Genomic DNA, 16041 nt, shown 5'->3' with positions numbered 1-16041 from the left:
CGCTCAGGGTGACCTCCCCGCTCGGATCCTCACCGTGATTGTGACCGGGGAAGCGGCCCACGACGAGCCCCTGGCGCCGATTGTCCTATTTGTTGTGATTATTCCGACGCGACGAGGTCGAGGAGCCGGGCGGCGATCTCCTCGCCCGCGCGGATCCCGCGGGACGCGGTGACGGCGGCGGTCGGCGACGTCCAGCCGGTGTCGTGCAGTTCGCCGTGCGCAGGACGGACGGACGCGGCGGCCGCGGCGAGCAGTTCGGCGTCCAGCAGCGAGTCCCCGGCGGCGAGCATGCGGGACGCGCCGGTGCGGCGGGCGACCTCGGCGGCGGCGGCCGACTTGGTCAGCGACGCGGGCAGGCAGTAGACCTTGCGCCCCTGGAGGGACGTGCGCCAGCCGCGTTCGGCGCACCAGCCGGTGAGGTCCTCGACCCAGCCGGCGGGGAGCGCGGCGCGGTCGACGACCAGGTAGGCGAACAGGCCGGAGGCGGTGCGGCGCTTCAGGACGAAGTCGCCGCCGACGCGGACCAGGTGGTCCTGGACCTCGGCGAGCGGCGCGCATCCGGAGCCGACCCGGGCGCGGACCTCGGCCGACCAGGACGGGTCGTCCTGGCCGTCCACGAGCAGGTGCCCGCCGTTCGCGCAGATCGCGTAGGCGGGCGGCTTCTCCAGCAGGTGGACGCGGCCGTACTGCTCGGGCGTCCGCGTCGTCGTGGGCACGAACGCGGCGGCCCTGGCGAGCGCCTCCAGGGTCTGCGCGGCCGTCTCCGTGACGTAGGAGAGCGGGGCGCCCTGGTAGAACTCGACGCAGAGCAGGCGCGGCATGGCCTCGTCGGGCCCCTCCAGGGCGAACGCGGCGGCGGAGTAGATGAGCGTGCGGTCGAGGTCCGCGCACACCAGGACGGTCACTGGACGGCTCCCTTGCCGAACTTGGGGTGGATCAGGCCCACGCACGCGTACGGGATGTCGTCCGTTTCCAGGACGGGCACGCCGCGTTCCTCCGCGAGGACGCGGATATGCGTCAGATCGGCCTCGGCGCCGGGGCGGGCGAGCACCTTCCAGGGGACGCGGCGCAGCAGCACCCGGGTGGTCTCCCCCACGCCCGGCTTGATGAGGTTGAGGTCGTCCACGCCGTGGGCGGCGCCGACCCTGCGGACCGCCTCCCACCCCGACCAGTCGGGGGCGCGGTCGGATGCGCGCAGGTCCGGGAAGTCCTTCGCGACCCGCTCGGCGACGTCCGCGAAGCGCGCGCACACGGTGTCGAGGAAATGGGCGGAGACGTCGTCGGCGGCGAGGTCCGCATAGAACTTCGCCCCGTGGAAGTCACCGGGGCCGATCAGTTCGTCGTTCAGGACCGTCCGGCTGACGAGACCGGACACGGTGGAGTTCAGGCACGCCGACGGGATCAGGAAATCGTCCCTGGTCCCGTAGAGGGGCGTGCACCGCCCCGGGTCGGCCAGGACGGCGAGGTCCGGCGAGAACCGGGCGGCGACGTCCCCGCAGGGGGCGTCCTCGGACAGCGCGGCGATGAGCTGGCGGGAGATGGCGCCCTTGCCCGTCCAGCCGTCCACGAACATGACCGCGGACGGGTCGTGGTGCTCGGCCAGGTACCGCAGCGCGACGGTGTCGACGCCCCGCCCCCGGACGATGCTGACGGCGTAGTGCGGCAGGTCGAGGCCGTGGGCGAACCGCGCCCAGCGGCGGACGAGGATCCCGACCGGCGTCCCGGCGCGGGCCAGCGAGGCGAGGACGGCGTCCGGGCCGCGCTCGGCGAGGATCGTCTCGCCGACCAGGCCCGCCGCGTAGGCGAGCCGCTCCGCCGACTCCTCCAGCGTCCGCTGGAACAGCCGCCGGTACTCGGGGCCCGGCTGGTACTCCACCGGCAGCGACTCGGCGTAGTGCGCGCGGCCCGCCTGGATCGCCGCCTCGCGTTCCTCGGTGGGCGCCTCCAGGCGCGCGTGGGACAGGTCCTTGAGCAGCCACGCGACGTCCTCCGCCGGATAGCTGCCGAAGTGCGGGCCGTAGAGCGGCGTGGGGAGGTTCACGGCGTGCTCCGGTGGGAGGGGACGGTCACCAGCAGCACCGGGGCGAGCGCTCGCAGCATCTCCAGGAGGCCCTGGGCGAGGTCGCCGGTGTCGCCGACGTCGTCCACGACGAACACGATCGTGTCGAAGGACGCGTCCACGTTGTAGGCGTAGCGCTCCCGTGTGCCGTCGGCGGGGTCGTCGTGCGCGGGGAAGGCCAGCCGGGACCTGATCGCGTAGCCCGGGTCGTCCACGGCCAGGACGGGCGACCGGCTCGTCGTCGAGTACCGGACGTCCACGCCCGGCAGCGCGTCCGCGAGCGCCTCCGCCAGCCGCAGGGGCGCGTACATCAGTTCCTCGAAGCCGAGCACGAGCACGCGGGCGGCGCCGCCGAGGTGCCCCTTGAGGGCGTCGCCCATGCGCGGCAGTTCCTTCTCCAGGTGCGCGCGGTGGGAGGGCAGGAACCCGTGCCGCCCGCCGTCCGGCAGGCCGCGCGGCCAGTGCACGGACACGCGGGTCACGTCGAAGCGGCCCGGGGCGGCCTCCGGCAAGGCCCGGGTGGACAGTTCGGCCACGAGCGCCTGCCCCGCCTCCAGAACCCCCTCCGGCAGTTCCACACGGCCGTGGGCGAGCGCCACGGCGTCTATGCGCACGCCCAGGCGGTCGGCCAGCGCCCGCATGCGGGCGCGGTCGTCCTCGCCCCTCAGGTCGACCAGCGCGGCCAGCACGTAATGGCGGCGCGGGCGGACGGCGTGCAGCGCCTCGATCGTGTTGAGGACGGTCCGCCCCGTGGACAGCTCGTCGTCCACCAGCACGGCGGGCACGTCCCGGTCCAGCGCGGACGGGTCGCCCGGCAGCAGCAGATGGCTCGTGGCGTGGCTGTGCTCCTCCTCGAACCCGCCGTAGGTGGAGAAGCCCCCGACCGGACGGCGCGTGGAGTGCAGGTAGTAGGCGCCGCCCAGAGCGTCCGCGACGGAATGCCCCAGCGCCGTCGCCGTTTCCGCGTAGCCGAGCACGAAGGCGTCCACGGGCGCGGCGGGCGTCCGCAGGGCGTCGCGGAGCCGTGCGGCCGCGCCGTCCACGCCGCGGAGCGCGCCGGTGAGGAACCTCCCGCCGCGGGGCTCCTCCGGGCGCAGCCGCGCGCGCACGAGATCGCCCAGCAGGAGCCCCGCACCGTAGACGAGGCGCGGGTCGGTCGGGACGTGCTTGCCCAGCACGGCCGACACCAGCAGATGCGCCCGGCGCGGGTTCCGCCGGACCGCGAGCCCGACCAGATCGGCCAGATCGGCCAGATCGGCCAGCCCCGCACCGGCCGCCGCCGCGCCGTCGGCCAGCCGTACGTCCAGGCGGGCCGCGACCCACTCCCCCGGCCAGGTCACCGGCTGCCCGCCGCGTCCAGCAGCTCGACGAACGTGACGTCCTCGGCCGCGACCCCGAACACCCGGGCGCGCAGCATCAGCCGCTCCGCCCACGCGCGGTGCGGCTTCGCCTCGTTCATCTTGTTCGCGTACGCGCTGGCCATGACGCCCCCTCCGGCGACGCCCAGGATGTCGGCGGCGTCGCTGTACTCCTCGTGCGTCACGACCGACAGTGCGTGCACGGCCGCCACATGGCTCGGATGGATCACGGTCTTGCCGGTGAGGCCGTTCGCCTTGTCCAGGTGCACCTCGCGGATCAGCCCGTCCAGGTCGGAGGTGATCAGCCGCTGCCGCAGCGGCGCGGCGTGCTGCCGGTCGAACGGCGACTGCCGCAGCTGCGGCTTGAACATCCGCTCGCCCGCCGAGAAGTACTCCCACACCGGGCCCGTCACGACGAACCCGCTGCCGTCCACGCGGCCGAGGACGTTGACGACGTCGCAGATCACGCTCGCGACCGGGCGGATGTCGTAGATCGTCAGGTCCGGCGGGCGGCGCAGCCCGTAGGCCGCCGACATATCGGTGGCGCCGAGCCGCACCGCGAGGATCCGCTCCCGGTGCTTGGCGAGCAGCCGCGCCACGTCGTTCAGCAGCTCGGTGCGCGTCTCGCTGTACACCGCCTCCGGGCTCTCGATCACCGGCATCGCCAGCAGCCGCAGCCCGGTGCGCGCGGACGTCTCCTCCAGCGCCTCCAGGAACGCTCCACCCGTCACGCCCGTGAACTTCGGCAGGACGAACCCGGTGACCAGCGACGCGGCCTCCCCGAGCCGGGCGATCAGGTCGCCCACCTGGCCGGGCTCGCGGATCCGGATGAACAGCAGCGGCAGCTCGGTGCCGCGGCGCCGCAGCTCCCGCAGCTGCGCCACCGCGTTGGCCTCGGCCGCCGGGACCTCGTCGTCGGCGACCGAGTCCTCCAGGCACACGACCATGCTCATCACGCCCCGCCGCGCGGCCTTCTCGATGTCGCCGGCGAGGAGGGGACGCGTCGCGGGGCAGTAGAGCGTCGCGCCCAGCGCGACCGCGAGCACCTCCGGCTCGTCGTGCCGGTCGAAGCACCGCGGATGCCGGTAGAAGAGGTGCTTGCGATGCGCGGTGTCAACGTGATCGAAATGCCGCATTCACAAAGTTCCCCTCAGGATCAGACCGCTGCGCGCGGATCGTCGGCCGCCTATCGGACCCTCCCCCGGAACCCTTCAAGAATAGACGCCGAGGGCATGCATTCACCGGTGGCACCGGGCACGGGAAGCGCGGATCGACCCCACTGGAACGGCACGTGACGATACTGTCACCGTTCGTCACAAATCCCCCGTGGGCCCCGAACCCCGCGCCCCCGCGTTCAGACCGGCGGTACGGCCGGTGTCACAGGTGCGGCGCCACGTCCGGGAGGAGGTGCTGGAACGTGCGGCCGTTCGCGGTCGCGCCGATCGCCGTCATCGACCAGCCCGCCCCGTCCCGCGACACCTTCGCCATGATCTGCGCGTTGTGCTCGCCCGCGCCGCTCAGGTCGTAGCGGGCGATCTCCTGCCCGGTGCTCTCGTCCACCAGGCGGCAGAACGCGTTCTCGATCTGCGAGAAGTCCTGGCCGGTGAAGGAGTTCACGGTGAACACCAGTTGGACGACGTTCGCGGGGACGCCCTGGAGGTCGACGTTGATGACCTCGTCGTCGCCCTCGCCCGCGCCGGTCAGGTTGTCGCCGGTGTGCAGGACCGAGCCGTCCTTGCTGCGGAGCTGGCGGAACCACACCTGGTCGGCGAGGTTGCCGCTGCCGTCGAACAGCAGGCAGGACGCGTCCAGGTCGATGGACTGGGCCTTGGACTTGCCGAACCGGCCCTTCTTGGCGACCGCGTCCCAGCCGAGGCCCATCCTGACCCGGGTGAGCGTGCCTCCGCCGGGCTTGTCCAGGGAGACCCTCTGCCCCTTCTGCAACGAGATCGACATCGTCGGCTCCTTCGGTGGTGATTCCTACGGATGAACGCGGGGTGAGAACGCTTCGGCAAGGCCCGGCTGATCAAACCCGGCTGATCAGAGCCGGCCGGACCCCGCCGCTCAGACCTTGCCCGCGTGGAGCCGTTCGTCCTCACCGGCCTCGGCGGCCGGACCGCCGCCCGCGCCCCGGTTGCGGACCACCGACGACACGAACGCGGCGATGATCAGGCCCGCGCCGAGCCCACCGGTGATCCACTCGGGGACGTGGTGGCCGATGCTGACCAGCATGCAGACGGCCAGCGCGCCGATCGCCCAGTGCGCGCCGTGCTCCAGGTAGACGTACTCGTGCAGGGTGCCCTTGCGGACGAGGAACACCGTCAGCGACCGGATGTACATGGCGCCGATGCCGAGGCCCAGCGCGATGATGATCGGGTCGGTGCTGATCGCGAACGCGCCGATGACGCCGTCGAAGCTGAACGAGGCGTCCAGGACCTCCAGGTAGAGGAACAGGAAGAACCCCGCCTTGCCGGTGGCGAGCGCCAGCGGACTCGGCCCGGACCGCCCGGACGAGCCCCGCTCGGCGCCCTCCGCGCCGTCCTCGTCCCCGTCCTCGTCGTCCTCGTCGTCGCCCGCCTCGGAGAACAGCTCGCCCAGCCCGTTGACCAGGATGTAGGTCACCATGCCGAGCACACCCGCGATCATGACGTTGCCCGGGTCGTCGGCCGACAGCCACGCCACGAACGCCAGCGAGCCGCCCGCGACGACCACCGCGAGCTGGTCCAGCTTGCCGATCCGGGCGAGCGGCTTCTCCAGCCACGGCAGCCACTTCTCGGCCCGCTCCTCGAACACGAAGTCCAGGAAGAGCATCATCAGGAACATGCCGCCGAACGCCGCGATCATCGGGTAGGCGTCGTTCATCAGCTCGTGGTACCGGTGGGAGTCGTTGAGCGCCAGGTCGACGGCCTCGACGGGGTTCAGCTTGGCGGTGATCCCCACGATGAGCAGCGGGAACACCAGCCGCATGCCGAACACGGCGATGGCGATGCCGACGGTCAGGAAGATCTTCTGCCAGAACTCGCTCATCCGGTCGAGGACCTTGGCGTTGACCACGGCGTTGTCGAACGAGAGGGAGATCTCAAGGACGGCCAGCACGGCCACCAGCGCGAGACCGGTGGCGTTGCCGTACAGCAGAGCGATCAGCAGGCCCACGACCGTGACGACGAAGGACCACCCGAAGGTGCGAAGAATCATGCGCGTATTTCTGCTAGGGAGGACGGCCCGCGACGGGCCGGCCGGCGTGCGGGGAAGGCCGGCCCTCAGCCGACGTTGACGCCGAAGTCCATCGCGATGCCGGCGAGACCCGAGGCATACCCCTGGCCGACGGCTCTGAACTTCCATTCGCCGCTGTGGCGGTAGAGCTCGCCGAACACCATGGCCGTCTCGGTGGAGGCGTCCTCGGTGAGGTCGAAGCGGGCGAGCTCGTTGCCGTCGGCGCGGTTGACGATGCGGATGAACGCGTTGCGGACCTGGCCGAAGTTCTGCTGCCGGTTGTCGGCGTCGTAGATCGACACCGGGAACACGACCCGCTCGCACTCGGCCGGGACACCGGTGAGGTCGACGTTGATCGACTCGTCGTCGCCCTCCCCCTCACCGGTCAGGTTGTCGCCGGTGTGCTCGACCGACCCGTCCGGGCTCTTCAGGTTGTTGAAGAACACGAAGTGCTGGTCGGACATGACCTTGCCGGACGCGTCGAGCATCAGCGCCGAGGCGTCGAGGTCGAAGTCGGCGCCCGTGGTGGCGCGCACGTCCCAGCCGAGGCCGACGGACACGGCGCTCAGGTTCGGGGCGGCCTTCGTCAGCGAGACGTTGCCGCCCTTGGCGAGTGAGACTCCCATTCGGGCCACTCCCTTCCCGTGGTGGGGTCCGGTGAGGACGATCGGATCGTGTTCGGTGATGGACGGGTGATGGATGGGTGCTGGACGGATGCTGGACGGATGCGAGGGGCGTCCGGGCCGGCCCGCCCGGACGCGGGCCCGGCCGGACGCGGGGTCAGAGGTTGACGCCGAAGTCGGTGGCGATCCCGGCCAGGCCCGAGGCGTAGCCCTGGCCGACGGCGCGGAACTTCCACTCCGCGCCCGACCGGTACAGCTCGCCGAAGACCATCGCGGTCTCCATCGAGGCGTCCTCGGACAGGTCGTAGCGCGCCATCTCCGCCCCGTCGCTCTGGTTCAGGACGCGGATGTAGGCGTTGCGGACCTGCCCGAAGTTCTGGCCGCGGGTGTCGGCGTCGTAGATCGACACCGCGAACGCGACCCGCTCGGCGGTGGCGGGCAGCGCGCCGAAGTTCACCTTGAGCTGCTCGTCGTCGCCCTCGCCCTCGCCGGTGGTGTTGTCGCCGGTGTGCTCGACGCCGCCGTCCGGGGTGCGCAGGTTGTTGAAGAACACGAAGTGCTGGTCGGTGAGGATCTTCCCGGCGGCGTCCAGCACCAGGGCGGAGGCGTCCAGGTCGAAGTCGGTGCCGGTCGTGGTCCGCAGGTCCCAGCCGAGGCCGACGGTCACCGCGCTCAGCCCCGGTGCCTGCTTGGTGAGCGAGACATTGCCGCCCTTGCTGAGACTGACGCCCACTGTGTTCCTCCAAGATCGCATGCCGTATCGGACGCCCCGGGCGTCACGCTATATCGACGTAGCAGTGATGCTATCCGTTCCCTACGTTGCGAAGGCATTACCTCAGGGGGGCTCGTCACACGGCCGGGGCCGGGGTACGCGAAAGCGCTCCGACTGCGCCAGACTGGGCACGAGGCGAAGGAGGGGGGCGGTCTTGCGGGGACCGGGCGACCAGCGGCGGCGTGGCCGGGGCGCGCAGGCGGCGGCCGCCGCGATCGAGGCGCGCGAGGCGGCCGCCGCCGCCTTCTACGACATGGACCAGGCGCAGAAGTACCTCGACGGCCGGGTCACCGTCTTCGAGGACCTCGACGCGGCCGCGGCGGCCCCGGCGCGGCGGGAGTTCACCGCGCTCGCCGAGTCCGCCGACGCCGCCTCGGTGGCCTACATCTCCGTCCTGGACGCCCACGACCTCGACGACCAGGAGCGGACGGCCGCCGAGTACGACGCCGCCCGGCGCGCGTTCGTCGCGTCCACCGAGCGGTTGCAGCAGGTCGCGCGCGACCTGAACGGGTTCGCCGAGCGCCTCGCGCCGGGGATGGCGCGCCTGGAGGCCGCGCTCGACCGGCTTCCGCCCCGCCTGGCCGCCGCCCGCGACGCCGTCGCCGCCGCCGAGGCCGCCGTGGCCGCCGCCAGGGAGGCCGGGATGGACGCCTCCGACCCCGAGGCGGAGCTGGCCCGCGCGAAGCAGGGCCTGGCCCGGCTCGGCGCGCAGGGGCTCGGCGGGCTCGGCCTCGACGGCGCGCTGCGCGCGGCCGAGGAGACCCGCGCGATCGCCGAGGCCGCCCGGGAGGCCGCCGCGGAGCTGCCGCGGATGGCCGGGAAGGTCCGCAACTCGCTCGCGTCCGTGCGGACCAGGGTGGACGTCGTCGCGGGCCGCATGGAGCCCGTCAGGCGGGCGATGAAGACGCTGCTGCGCGGCTACTCGCAGGCGTGCTGGCAGGACCTGCGCGGCGCGCCCGAGGCCATCGAGTCGGGGGTCACGCGGGCCCGCGAGCGGCTGAACGAGGCGTCCGCGCACGTCTCCCGCGCCGAGTGGAAGCAGGCGCAGCAGGCGCTCACCGCCGCGCGCACCGAGCTGAACGCCGCCGACCGCCGCGCCGGGCAGGTCACGGGCCGCGTCGCCGAGCTGGAGGCCGTCGCCGCCGACCCCGCGGCGCCGGTGGAGTCGGTGCGGTTCGCCGTCCGCGACGCGCAGCGCCTCGCCATGGCGCAGCCCGGCGGCGCCGCGCCGCGGCACGCCCGCGTCCTCGACTCGCTCGTCGAACGGCTGGAGCGGGCCCCCGGGACGCTCACCGGAGCCCACCCCGATTACTGGGCCTACCTGCGGGAGCTGGACGCCATCAAGACCGCCGCCGGTGACGTCGTCACCCGCATCCGCGCGGAACGAGCGGGTTCCTAGGGGCTATCCGAACAGGGTCTCGCCCCAGTAGCCGCCTTCCTTGACGCCCGGGGGGCAGGCGAAGACGCCGGAGCCCACGTGCTGGACGTACTCGTTCATCGCGTCCGTGGCCAGGGACTGCTGCACGCGGATGAACCCCGTGCGCGGGTCGCGCTGGAAGGCGATGAAGAACAGGCCCGCCTCCAGGCGTCCCAGGCCGTCGGAGCCGTCGGTGAAGGAGTAGCCGCGCCGCAGGATGCGCGTCCCGCCGTTGGAGTCGGGGTGGGCGAGGCGGACGTGCGCGTCGGGCTTCATCCGCGACAGGACGATCGCGTCGCGCTCCTTGCGCGCGCCCGCCGGGGCCCCCTCGCCCTTGCTGCGGCCGAAGATGTCCTCCTGCTCGCGCAGGGACGTGCGGTCCCATGTCTCGATGTGCATGCGGATGCGGCGCGCGACGAGGTAGGAGCCGCCCGCCATCCAGTCGGAGCCGTCGCCTCCGGACGCCCAGACGTGCTTGCCGAGCAGGGCGTCGTCGGTCCCGGCGATGTTCTCGGTGCCGTCCTTGAAGCCGAACAGGTTGCGCGGGGTCTGCGCGTCCGGCGTCGTCGAGGACGTCTTGCCGAACCCGAGCTGCGACCAGCGGACCGCGACGACCCCGAACCCGATGCGCGCCAGGTTCCGGATCGCGTGCACCGCGACCTGCGGGTCGTCCGCGCACGCCTGCACGGCGATGTCGCCGCCGCTGCGCGCGGGGTCGAGGTTGTCGCCGGGGAAGTGCGGCAGGTCGACGAGCGCGGGCGGGCGCCGCGCGCCGATCCCGAACCGGTCCTTGCCGTCCTTGGCGAACAGGGAGGGGCCGAAGCCGATCGTCAGCGTGAGCCGGGACGGCGGCAGCCCCTCGGCCTCGCCGGTGTCGTCGGGCGGCGCCACCGCGGGCCCGCCGGTCGCGCCCTGCCCGACCGGGCGGCCCGCCGTCATCGCGGCGGCGGCCGCCGTCCAGTCCTTCAGCATCCGGACGAGCTTCGCGCGGTCGCCGGTGGTCACGTCGAACGCCGCGAAGTGCAGCCGGTCCTGGACGGGGGTGGCGATGCCCGCCTGGTGGGCGCCGTGGAAGGGGACGGCGCCGCCGGCCGCCGGGTCGTCGTCCTCCTCGGCGACCGCGACCCGGTCGAGCCCGGCCCCGGCGGCGGCGCCGACGAGCAGGCTCGCGCCGCCGAACCCGAGCATCCGCCGCCGCGACATCCGCGACACCGCGGCCCCGTCCGCGGGTTCGGTCACGGGCATCGCCGCGTCCTGCCCCTCGGGACGGTCCCCGGGACCGGCGCCGGTCATTTCGCCACCGCCCCCGCGAGCTTGGAGAGCGGCTCGCCGAGCGCGTTCACGGCGTCGGCGAGCTTCTTGCGGTCGTCCTTGCCGACCTTGTCGTAGGAGACGTAGCCGTCGCCCTTCTCATACTTCTCCAACAGCGTCTCGACCGCGCCGAAGTTGTCGTCGAGGTCCTTGGCGAGCTGCGCGTCCTTCTCCTGGACGACCGGCTTGAGCAGCTCGTACACCTTCCGCGCGCCGTCCACGTTGGCCTTGAAGTCGACGAGGTCGGTGTGGCTGAAGGTCTCCTCCTCACCGGTGACCTTGCCGGTCGCGACCTCGTCCAGCAGCTCCTTGGCGCCGGCGGCCATGTCGTTGACCGGGTCGAGGGTCAGGCCGGGCAGCCGCCCCTTCAGGACGGCGAGGTCGGCCAGCAGCCGGTCGCCGTACTCCTCCTTGCCCTTGACCGAGCCGTCCTTCCAGAGCGCCTTCTCCAGCAGGTGCCAGCCGGACCAGTCCTTCTTCTCCGCCGGGCTGAGGTCGGCCTCGCGCGCGTCGACCTTCGGGTCGATGTCGCCGAACTTCTCCGCGACGGGCTCGATCGCCTCCCAGCCGACGCGGGACGGCGCGTACAGCTCCTTGGCCTTGTCCACGTCGTTCTTCTTCACCGCGTCCACGAACAGCCGCGTCTTGGCGATCGTGTCGTCGACCTGGGCGATGACGTAGGTCTTGTAGTCGGCGGCGGCCTTGGTGAGCCGCTGGTCGCCGGTCCCGTTCGCCTGGCCGCTGACCGTGATGTCCTGCGAGGGGCCCTTGCCGGTCTGCCCCGCGCTGCACAGCAGCTTGTAGGTGCCCGCCGGGAGGCTCACGACGAAGTCGACCTTGGTGCCGGGGCCGATGTTCTCGCGCTCGGCGAGGATCTTGCCGTCGGGCTTGAGCACCTCGAACTCGTTGACCTTCGACCCCTTGTTGGAGACCTTGAAGGTCGTCTTGCCCGCCGGGAGGTCCTTCTTCGCCACCTCGCAGGAGTCGTCGGTGGCGGTGACGGCGATGGAGTCGGTCGCCTCGGCCTCGCCGTCGTCACCGCCGCACGCCGAAAGGAGGGACATCGACACGGCGGCGACACCGGCGATGGCGAGCGCGGAGGCGCGGCGCGCCGGGACGCGACGTACCGGGGCACTACGCACGGGGACAGGACGCATGGGGGGCTCCAGGGCGGGCAAATTGGTTAGGCTCGCCTAAATTAGCCAAAGCTAACCTCAGTCCGTCAAGTCGCCCCCGCGACAGTGAGTCATCCCACCCCCGAGCCGATCACGGCGGGGCCGTGAGCTGGGACGCGAGGGTCAGCGGGGACGGTCGTGCAGCCCCATCGTCAGGTTGCGCGCGGCCATCGGCGGGCCGCCCGGCTGGTGCCCTTGCTGAGGAGACTGCGGGTGGCCCTGCTGGTGACCCTGCTGGTGGCCCTGCTGGTGGCCCTGGTAGGGGGGCTGCTGCTGCGGCATCTGCTGCATGTGGTCGCGGCCCTGCGCGGCGGGTTCGGCCCAGACGGCCGTCCCGTAGGCGCACACCTCGTATCCGCCGCCGACCGCGGCCGTGTCGAAGCGCATGCCGACGACCGTGTTCGCGCCCTTGCGGCGCGCCTCCTCGCCGAGCCGGTCGACCGCCTCGCGGCGCGCCGCCGCCAGCCCGGCCGACGGCTGCTCGCCCGTCACCCGGAACGTCGCGCTGCTGCCGGGCTGCCCGTGCTGCCCGTGCCCGCCCCTGCCCTGATCGGTCTGGACGGCCGTCCCCAGGACCTCGCCGAGCACGCTGCGGATCTCGTATCCGGCCACGCCGTCAGTCGTCACGATCAGCATGCGACCACGGTAATCCACCGGGCGGACAGTTGGGGCCGCGACACCCGGCCGTCACCCCCGGGCACGCGGCACCGACCGTCGTGGTCCTCCCGGCGGGCGGCCGGAAGGACCACCGTCGAGCCGGCGCCCGGCCAGGGGTTCAATCCAGGTACTCCCTGAGCATCTGCGCGCGTGAGGGGTGCCGCAGCTTCGCCAGGGTCTTCGACTCGATCTGGCGGATCCGCTCGCGCGTGACGCCGAACTCCCTGCCGACCTCCTCCAGCGTGCGGGGGTGCCCGTCGGTCAGGCCGAAGCGCAGCTGGATGATGCGCTGCTCCCGTTCCGACAGCGTGCCGAGGATGTCCTCCAGCTGGTCCTGGAGCAGGATGAACGCCGCCGCCTCGATCGGCACGACGGCGTCCGCGTCCTCGATGAAGTCGCCGAGGTCGGAGTCCTCCTCGCCGATCGGCGACTGGAGCGACACCGGCTCCTGCGCGATCCGCTGGATCTCCACGACCCGGACGGGCGAGAGCCCCATCTCCAGGCCGATCTCCTCCGGGGTCGGCTCGCGGCCGAGGTCCTGGTGGAGCTGGCGCTGCACGCGGACCAGCTTGTTGATCGTCTCCACCATGTGCACCGGGATGCGGATGGTCCGCGCCTGGTCGGCGATCGCCCGGGTGATCGCCTGCCGGATCCACCAGGTGGCGTAGGTGGAGAACTTGAACCCCTTCGTGTAGTCGAACTTCTCGACCGCACGGATCAGCCCGAGATTTCCCTCCTGGATGAGGTCGAGGAAGAGCATTCCCCGGCCCACATAGCGTTTCGCGATCGAGACCACCAGCCGCAGGTTGGCCTCGATCAGGCGTTGCTTCGCCCGCACTCCGTCGCGGGCGAGCAGTTCGAGGTCGATGCGCTCGCCCCGGGAGAGGATCGCGACCTGCGCCATCTTCTCCTCGGCGAACAGCCCCGCCTCGATCGATTTCGCGAGTTCTACTTCATCTTCTGCCGTGAGAAGCGGTACGCGACCGATCTCTCTCAGGTAGATCCGAACCAGGTCGCTGGTCGGCGCCCGCTTGCCGAGGTCTCCCTCATCCGCTCGCGCGACGTCCTCGGTCTCCTGCTGAGATTCGAGGACCTCCACCCCCTGCTCTGCGAGCATCCGGACGACCCTTTCCAGGGAGTCGTCCGGCAAGTCCGAGCGATCGAGCGCGGCAGCGACGTCATCGACGGTCACACCGCCGCGCTCTCTGCCGCGTGCGACGAGGTCCGCCACCTGATCAACCGATGGCGCCTCGCTAGGCAGCACCGAAGGGCCCACGCAGACAGTTTGCGTCAAATGCGGGCTAGATCACAGGACCTATTTTGCGGACATTTGACTTACTGTGCCCCAAGGCCCCGTTCCCGCAACACCCGTCGCTGCTGCTCACGCGCGACAAGATCGCCGAAGAGCCGGGCGTACTCCTCCGGTGCCTCGTCCGGATTCAGCCGCTGGAGTTTAGACTTCACGTCCGCGATCATTCGGGTGAGCTGGCGCTCCTGTATTCGGGCCAGCAGTTCGACGGCATAACGGTCATCCGATTCATGGGCGGACCGCACCGGCTCGACGCCCAGCATCGTGATCAGATCCTTGACCTGCGTGTTCGGGGCCTGCTCCAGCAGCAGCGCGACCCACTCGGCGACCGCGCCCGCCGCCGTCACGCCGCCCGCCGCCGCGATCACCGTCCGCACCGCCGCGTGCGGCGGCGCGAGGAACGCCTCCGCCGGGACCTCGTCGAATCCCGGTCCGAGCGCCGCCGGACGCTGCACGGCGAGCTTCAGCAACTCGCGCTCCCGCTGCACCTCGGGGTCGTTCGGGTCGTAGCCGGGACGGCCCGCCGCGCCGCCGTTCTCCTCGCCCTCGTGCCCGTTCGCGCCGCGGCCGTTTCCGGCCTGCCCCGCCGCGCCGTGGCCGTTCGCCGCCTGCCCGTTCCCGGGCCGGCCTCCTCCGGCCCGCGCTCCGCCCGCCCGGTCGTCTCCGAAGCGGGGGTCGCCGGGGCGCCCGTTCGCGGCGCGGCCGCGGCCCTGGCTCTGGCGCCGCGCCGCGAGTTCGCGGACGCGGCCGAGCACGAACTGCTCGTCCATGATCCCGAGCCAGCGGTCGAGGCTGACCGCGTACATCTGGCGGAGCGCGCGGTCCTTGATGGAGGCGACGACGGGGGCGGCGGCGTCCAGGGCGCCGAGCCGCCCCTCGGCGGTGTCGAGGTCGTGCTGCTCGATCGCGCTGCGCACCGCGAACTCAAACAGCGGCAGCCGGGAGGCGACCAGGTCGCGCACCGCCGCGTCGCCGTGCCGGATCCGCAGGTCGCAGGGGTCGAGCCCGTCCGGCTGGACGGCGACGAACGTCTGCGTGACGAACTTCTGCTCGTCGGCGAACGCGCGCAGCGCCGCCTTCTGCCCGGCCGAGTCGCCGTCGAAGGTGAAGATCACCTCACCGCGGAACTCGTCCTGGTCCATCAGGAGCCGGCGCAGGATCTTGATGTGGTCGTCGCCGAACGCCGTGCCGGACGTGGCGATCGCGGTCTTGACGCCGGCCAGGTGGCAGGCCATCACGTCGGTGTAGCCCTCGACCACCACGGCCTGCCGCCGCCGGGCGATCTCCTTCTTGGCGAGGTCGGCCCCGTACAGCACCGAGCCCTTGTGGAACAGCGGCGACTCGGGCGTGTTCAGGTACTTGGGGCCGTCATCGTCGTCGTAGAGGCGGCGCGCGCCGAAGCCGATGACGTCGCCGCTCAGGTCGCGGATCGGCCACATCAGCCGGCCGCGGAACCGGTCCATCGGGCCGCGCCTGCCCTCCTTGGCGAGCCCGCCCGCGATGACGTCGCGGTCGGCGAACCCCCGCGCGCGCAGGTGCCGGACGAGGCCCTCCCACTCGCGCGGCGCGAACCCGACGCCGAAGTGGGCCGCGTCGGCCGCCTCGAACCCCCGCTCGGACAGGAACTTGCGGCCGATCGCGCCCTCGGGCGAGGACAGGTGCTCCACGTAGTACTCGGCGGCGGCCTTGTGCGCCTCCAGCAGCCGGGCGCGCTGCCCGGTGTCCTGCCGGGGGCCGCGTCCGCCGCCGTCCTCGTAGCGGAGCTGGATGCCGGCCTGGGCCGCGAGCCGCTCGACGGCCTCGGAGAACGACAGGTGCTCGATCTCCTGGACGAACTTGATGACGTCGCCGCCGGCCTCGCAGCCGAAGCAGAAGTACAGGCCGCGCGAGGGCGTCACGTTGAACGAGGGCGACTTCTCGTCGTGGAAGGGGCACAGGCCCTTGAGGTTGCCGCCGCCCGCGCTGCGCAGCTGGAGATACTCGCCGATCACGGCGTCGATGGACGACCGCTCCCGAACGAGCGCGATGTCCTCATTGCGAATCCGGCCTGCCACGACGAAGGAGTCTACGGCGGTGCCACGACATCCGGCGCATCACACCGCGCCCGCTGCCCGCCCCGCACCCGCGCGGGCCGGATACTGGAGAGT

General features: G+C 72.2%; 14 protein-coding genes. 1 reads left to right on the top strand and 13 read right to left on the bottom strand.

Annotated elements, in window-relative coordinates:
* Nucleotides 1–98: 98 nt before the first annotated feature.
* The 8 genes from GNZ18_RS26940 to GNZ18_RS26910 all read right to left on the bottom strand — a co-directional run bounded on the left by GNZ18_RS26940 (nucleotide 99) and on the right by GNZ18_RS26910 (nucleotide 7986).
* A complete protein-coding gene (locus tag GNZ18_RS26940; protein ID WP_214617651.1) occupies nucleotides 99–905 on the bottom strand; it encodes an HAD family hydrolase in 807 nt (268 codons plus the stop codon).
* Entirely contained in the window at nucleotides 902–2041 is a 1140-nt protein-coding gene (locus GNZ18_RS43795; protein WP_173390888.1) for a cysteine protease StiP family protein, read from the bottom strand. The genes GNZ18_RS26940 and GNZ18_RS43795 overlap by 4 nt, the downstream gene beginning before the upstream one ends.
* Nucleotides 2038–3399 carry a phosphoribosyltransferase family protein gene (locus GNZ18_RS40900; protein ID WP_312874761.1) on the bottom strand — a complete coding sequence of 454 codons (1362 nt, stop codon included), beginning with the start codon at nucleotides 3397–3399 and terminating at the stop codon, nucleotides 2038–2040. Before GNZ18_RS40900 ends, GNZ18_RS43795 begins: the two co-directional genes overlap by 4 nt.
* Nucleotides 3396–4553, bottom strand: coding sequence for an HpcH/HpaI aldolase/citrate lyase family protein (locus GNZ18_RS26930; protein ID WP_156219336.1), 1158 nt, complete (start codon nucleotides 4551–4553; stop codon nucleotides 3396–3398). Before GNZ18_RS26930 ends, GNZ18_RS40900 begins: the two co-directional genes overlap by 4 nt.
* A 241-nt stretch (nucleotides 4554–4794) precedes the next feature.
* Nucleotides 4795–5373: a TerD family protein gene (locus GNZ18_RS26925; protein WP_156219335.1), complete on the bottom strand. Its 579-nt coding sequence runs from the start codon at nucleotides 5371–5373 to the stop codon at nucleotides 4795–4797.
* A 108-nt stretch (nucleotides 5374–5481) separates the two neighbouring features.
* The gene (locus GNZ18_RS26920) at nucleotides 5482–6612 is read right to left on the bottom strand and encodes a DUF475 domain-containing protein (protein WP_156219334.1); all 1131 of its coding nucleotides are present in this window, start codon (nucleotides 6610–6612) and stop codon (nucleotides 5482–5484) included.
* Between the two features lie 65 nt (nucleotides 6613–6677).
* Entirely contained in the window at nucleotides 6678–7256 is a 579-nt protein-coding gene (locus tag GNZ18_RS26915; protein WP_156219333.1) for a TerD family protein, read from the bottom strand.
* A gap of 154 nt (nucleotides 7257–7410) precedes the next feature.
* Entirely contained in the window at nucleotides 7411–7986 is a 576-nt protein-coding gene (locus GNZ18_RS26910; RefSeq protein ID WP_214617648.1) for a TerD family protein, read from the bottom strand.
* A 193-nt stretch (nucleotides 7987–8179) separates the two neighbouring features.
* Here GNZ18_RS26910 and GNZ18_RS26905 point away from each other — a divergent pair, with 193 nt between their 5' ends.
* The gene (locus tag GNZ18_RS26905; RefSeq protein WP_156219331.1) at nucleotides 8180–9424 is read left to right on the top strand and encodes a molecular chaperone DnaJ; all 1245 of its coding nucleotides are present in this window, start codon (nucleotides 8180–8182) and stop codon (nucleotides 9422–9424) included.
* A 3-nt stretch (nucleotides 9425–9427) separates the two neighbouring features.
* Here the strand turns inward: GNZ18_RS26905 and efeB are convergent, their stop codons facing one another.
* From efeB to dnaG, 5 genes are all read right to left on the bottom strand, one after another.
* Nucleotides 9428–10735 carry an iron uptake transporter deferrochelatase/peroxidase subunit gene (gene efeB, locus GNZ18_RS26900; RefSeq protein WP_246250463.1) on the bottom strand — a complete coding sequence of 436 codons (1308 nt, stop codon included), beginning with the start codon at nucleotides 10733–10735 and terminating at the stop codon, nucleotides 9428–9430.
* Complete coding sequence (efeO, locus tag GNZ18_RS26895) at nucleotides 10732–11895, bottom strand: iron uptake system protein EfeO (RefSeq protein WP_216651457.1); 1164 nt, start codon at nucleotides 11893–11895, stop codon at nucleotides 10732–10734. Before efeO ends, efeB begins: the two co-directional genes overlap by 4 nt.
* Nucleotides 11896–12051: 156 nt before the next feature.
* The gene (locus tag GNZ18_RS26890) at nucleotides 12052–12564 is read right to left on the bottom strand and encodes a YbjQ family protein (protein WP_156219329.1); all 513 of its coding nucleotides are present in this window, start codon (nucleotides 12562–12564) and stop codon (nucleotides 12052–12054) included.
* Nucleotides 12565–12703: 139 nt separating this feature from the next.
* Nucleotides 12704–13849, bottom strand: coding sequence for an RNA polymerase sigma factor RpoD (rpoD, locus tag GNZ18_RS26885; RefSeq protein ID WP_214618073.1), 1146 nt, complete (start codon nucleotides 13847–13849; stop codon nucleotides 12704–12706).
* Nucleotides 13850–13920: 71 nt separating this feature from the next.
* Nucleotides 13921–15948 carry a DNA primase gene (gene dnaG / locus GNZ18_RS26880; protein ID WP_214617645.1) on the bottom strand — a complete coding sequence of 676 codons (2028 nt, stop codon included), beginning with the start codon at nucleotides 15946–15948 and terminating at the stop codon, nucleotides 13921–13923.
* Between the last annotated feature and the right edge of the window lie 93 nt (nucleotides 15949–16041).

Source organism: Actinomadura litoris (genome assembly GCF_009733595.1).
Taxonomy (GTDB): Bacteria; Actinomycetota; Actinomycetes; order Streptosporangiales; family Streptosporangiaceae; genus Spirillospora; species Spirillospora litoris.
Note: the sequence above shows the minus strand (reverse complement) of the source record. Positions and strands in the feature narration are given on the sequence as shown.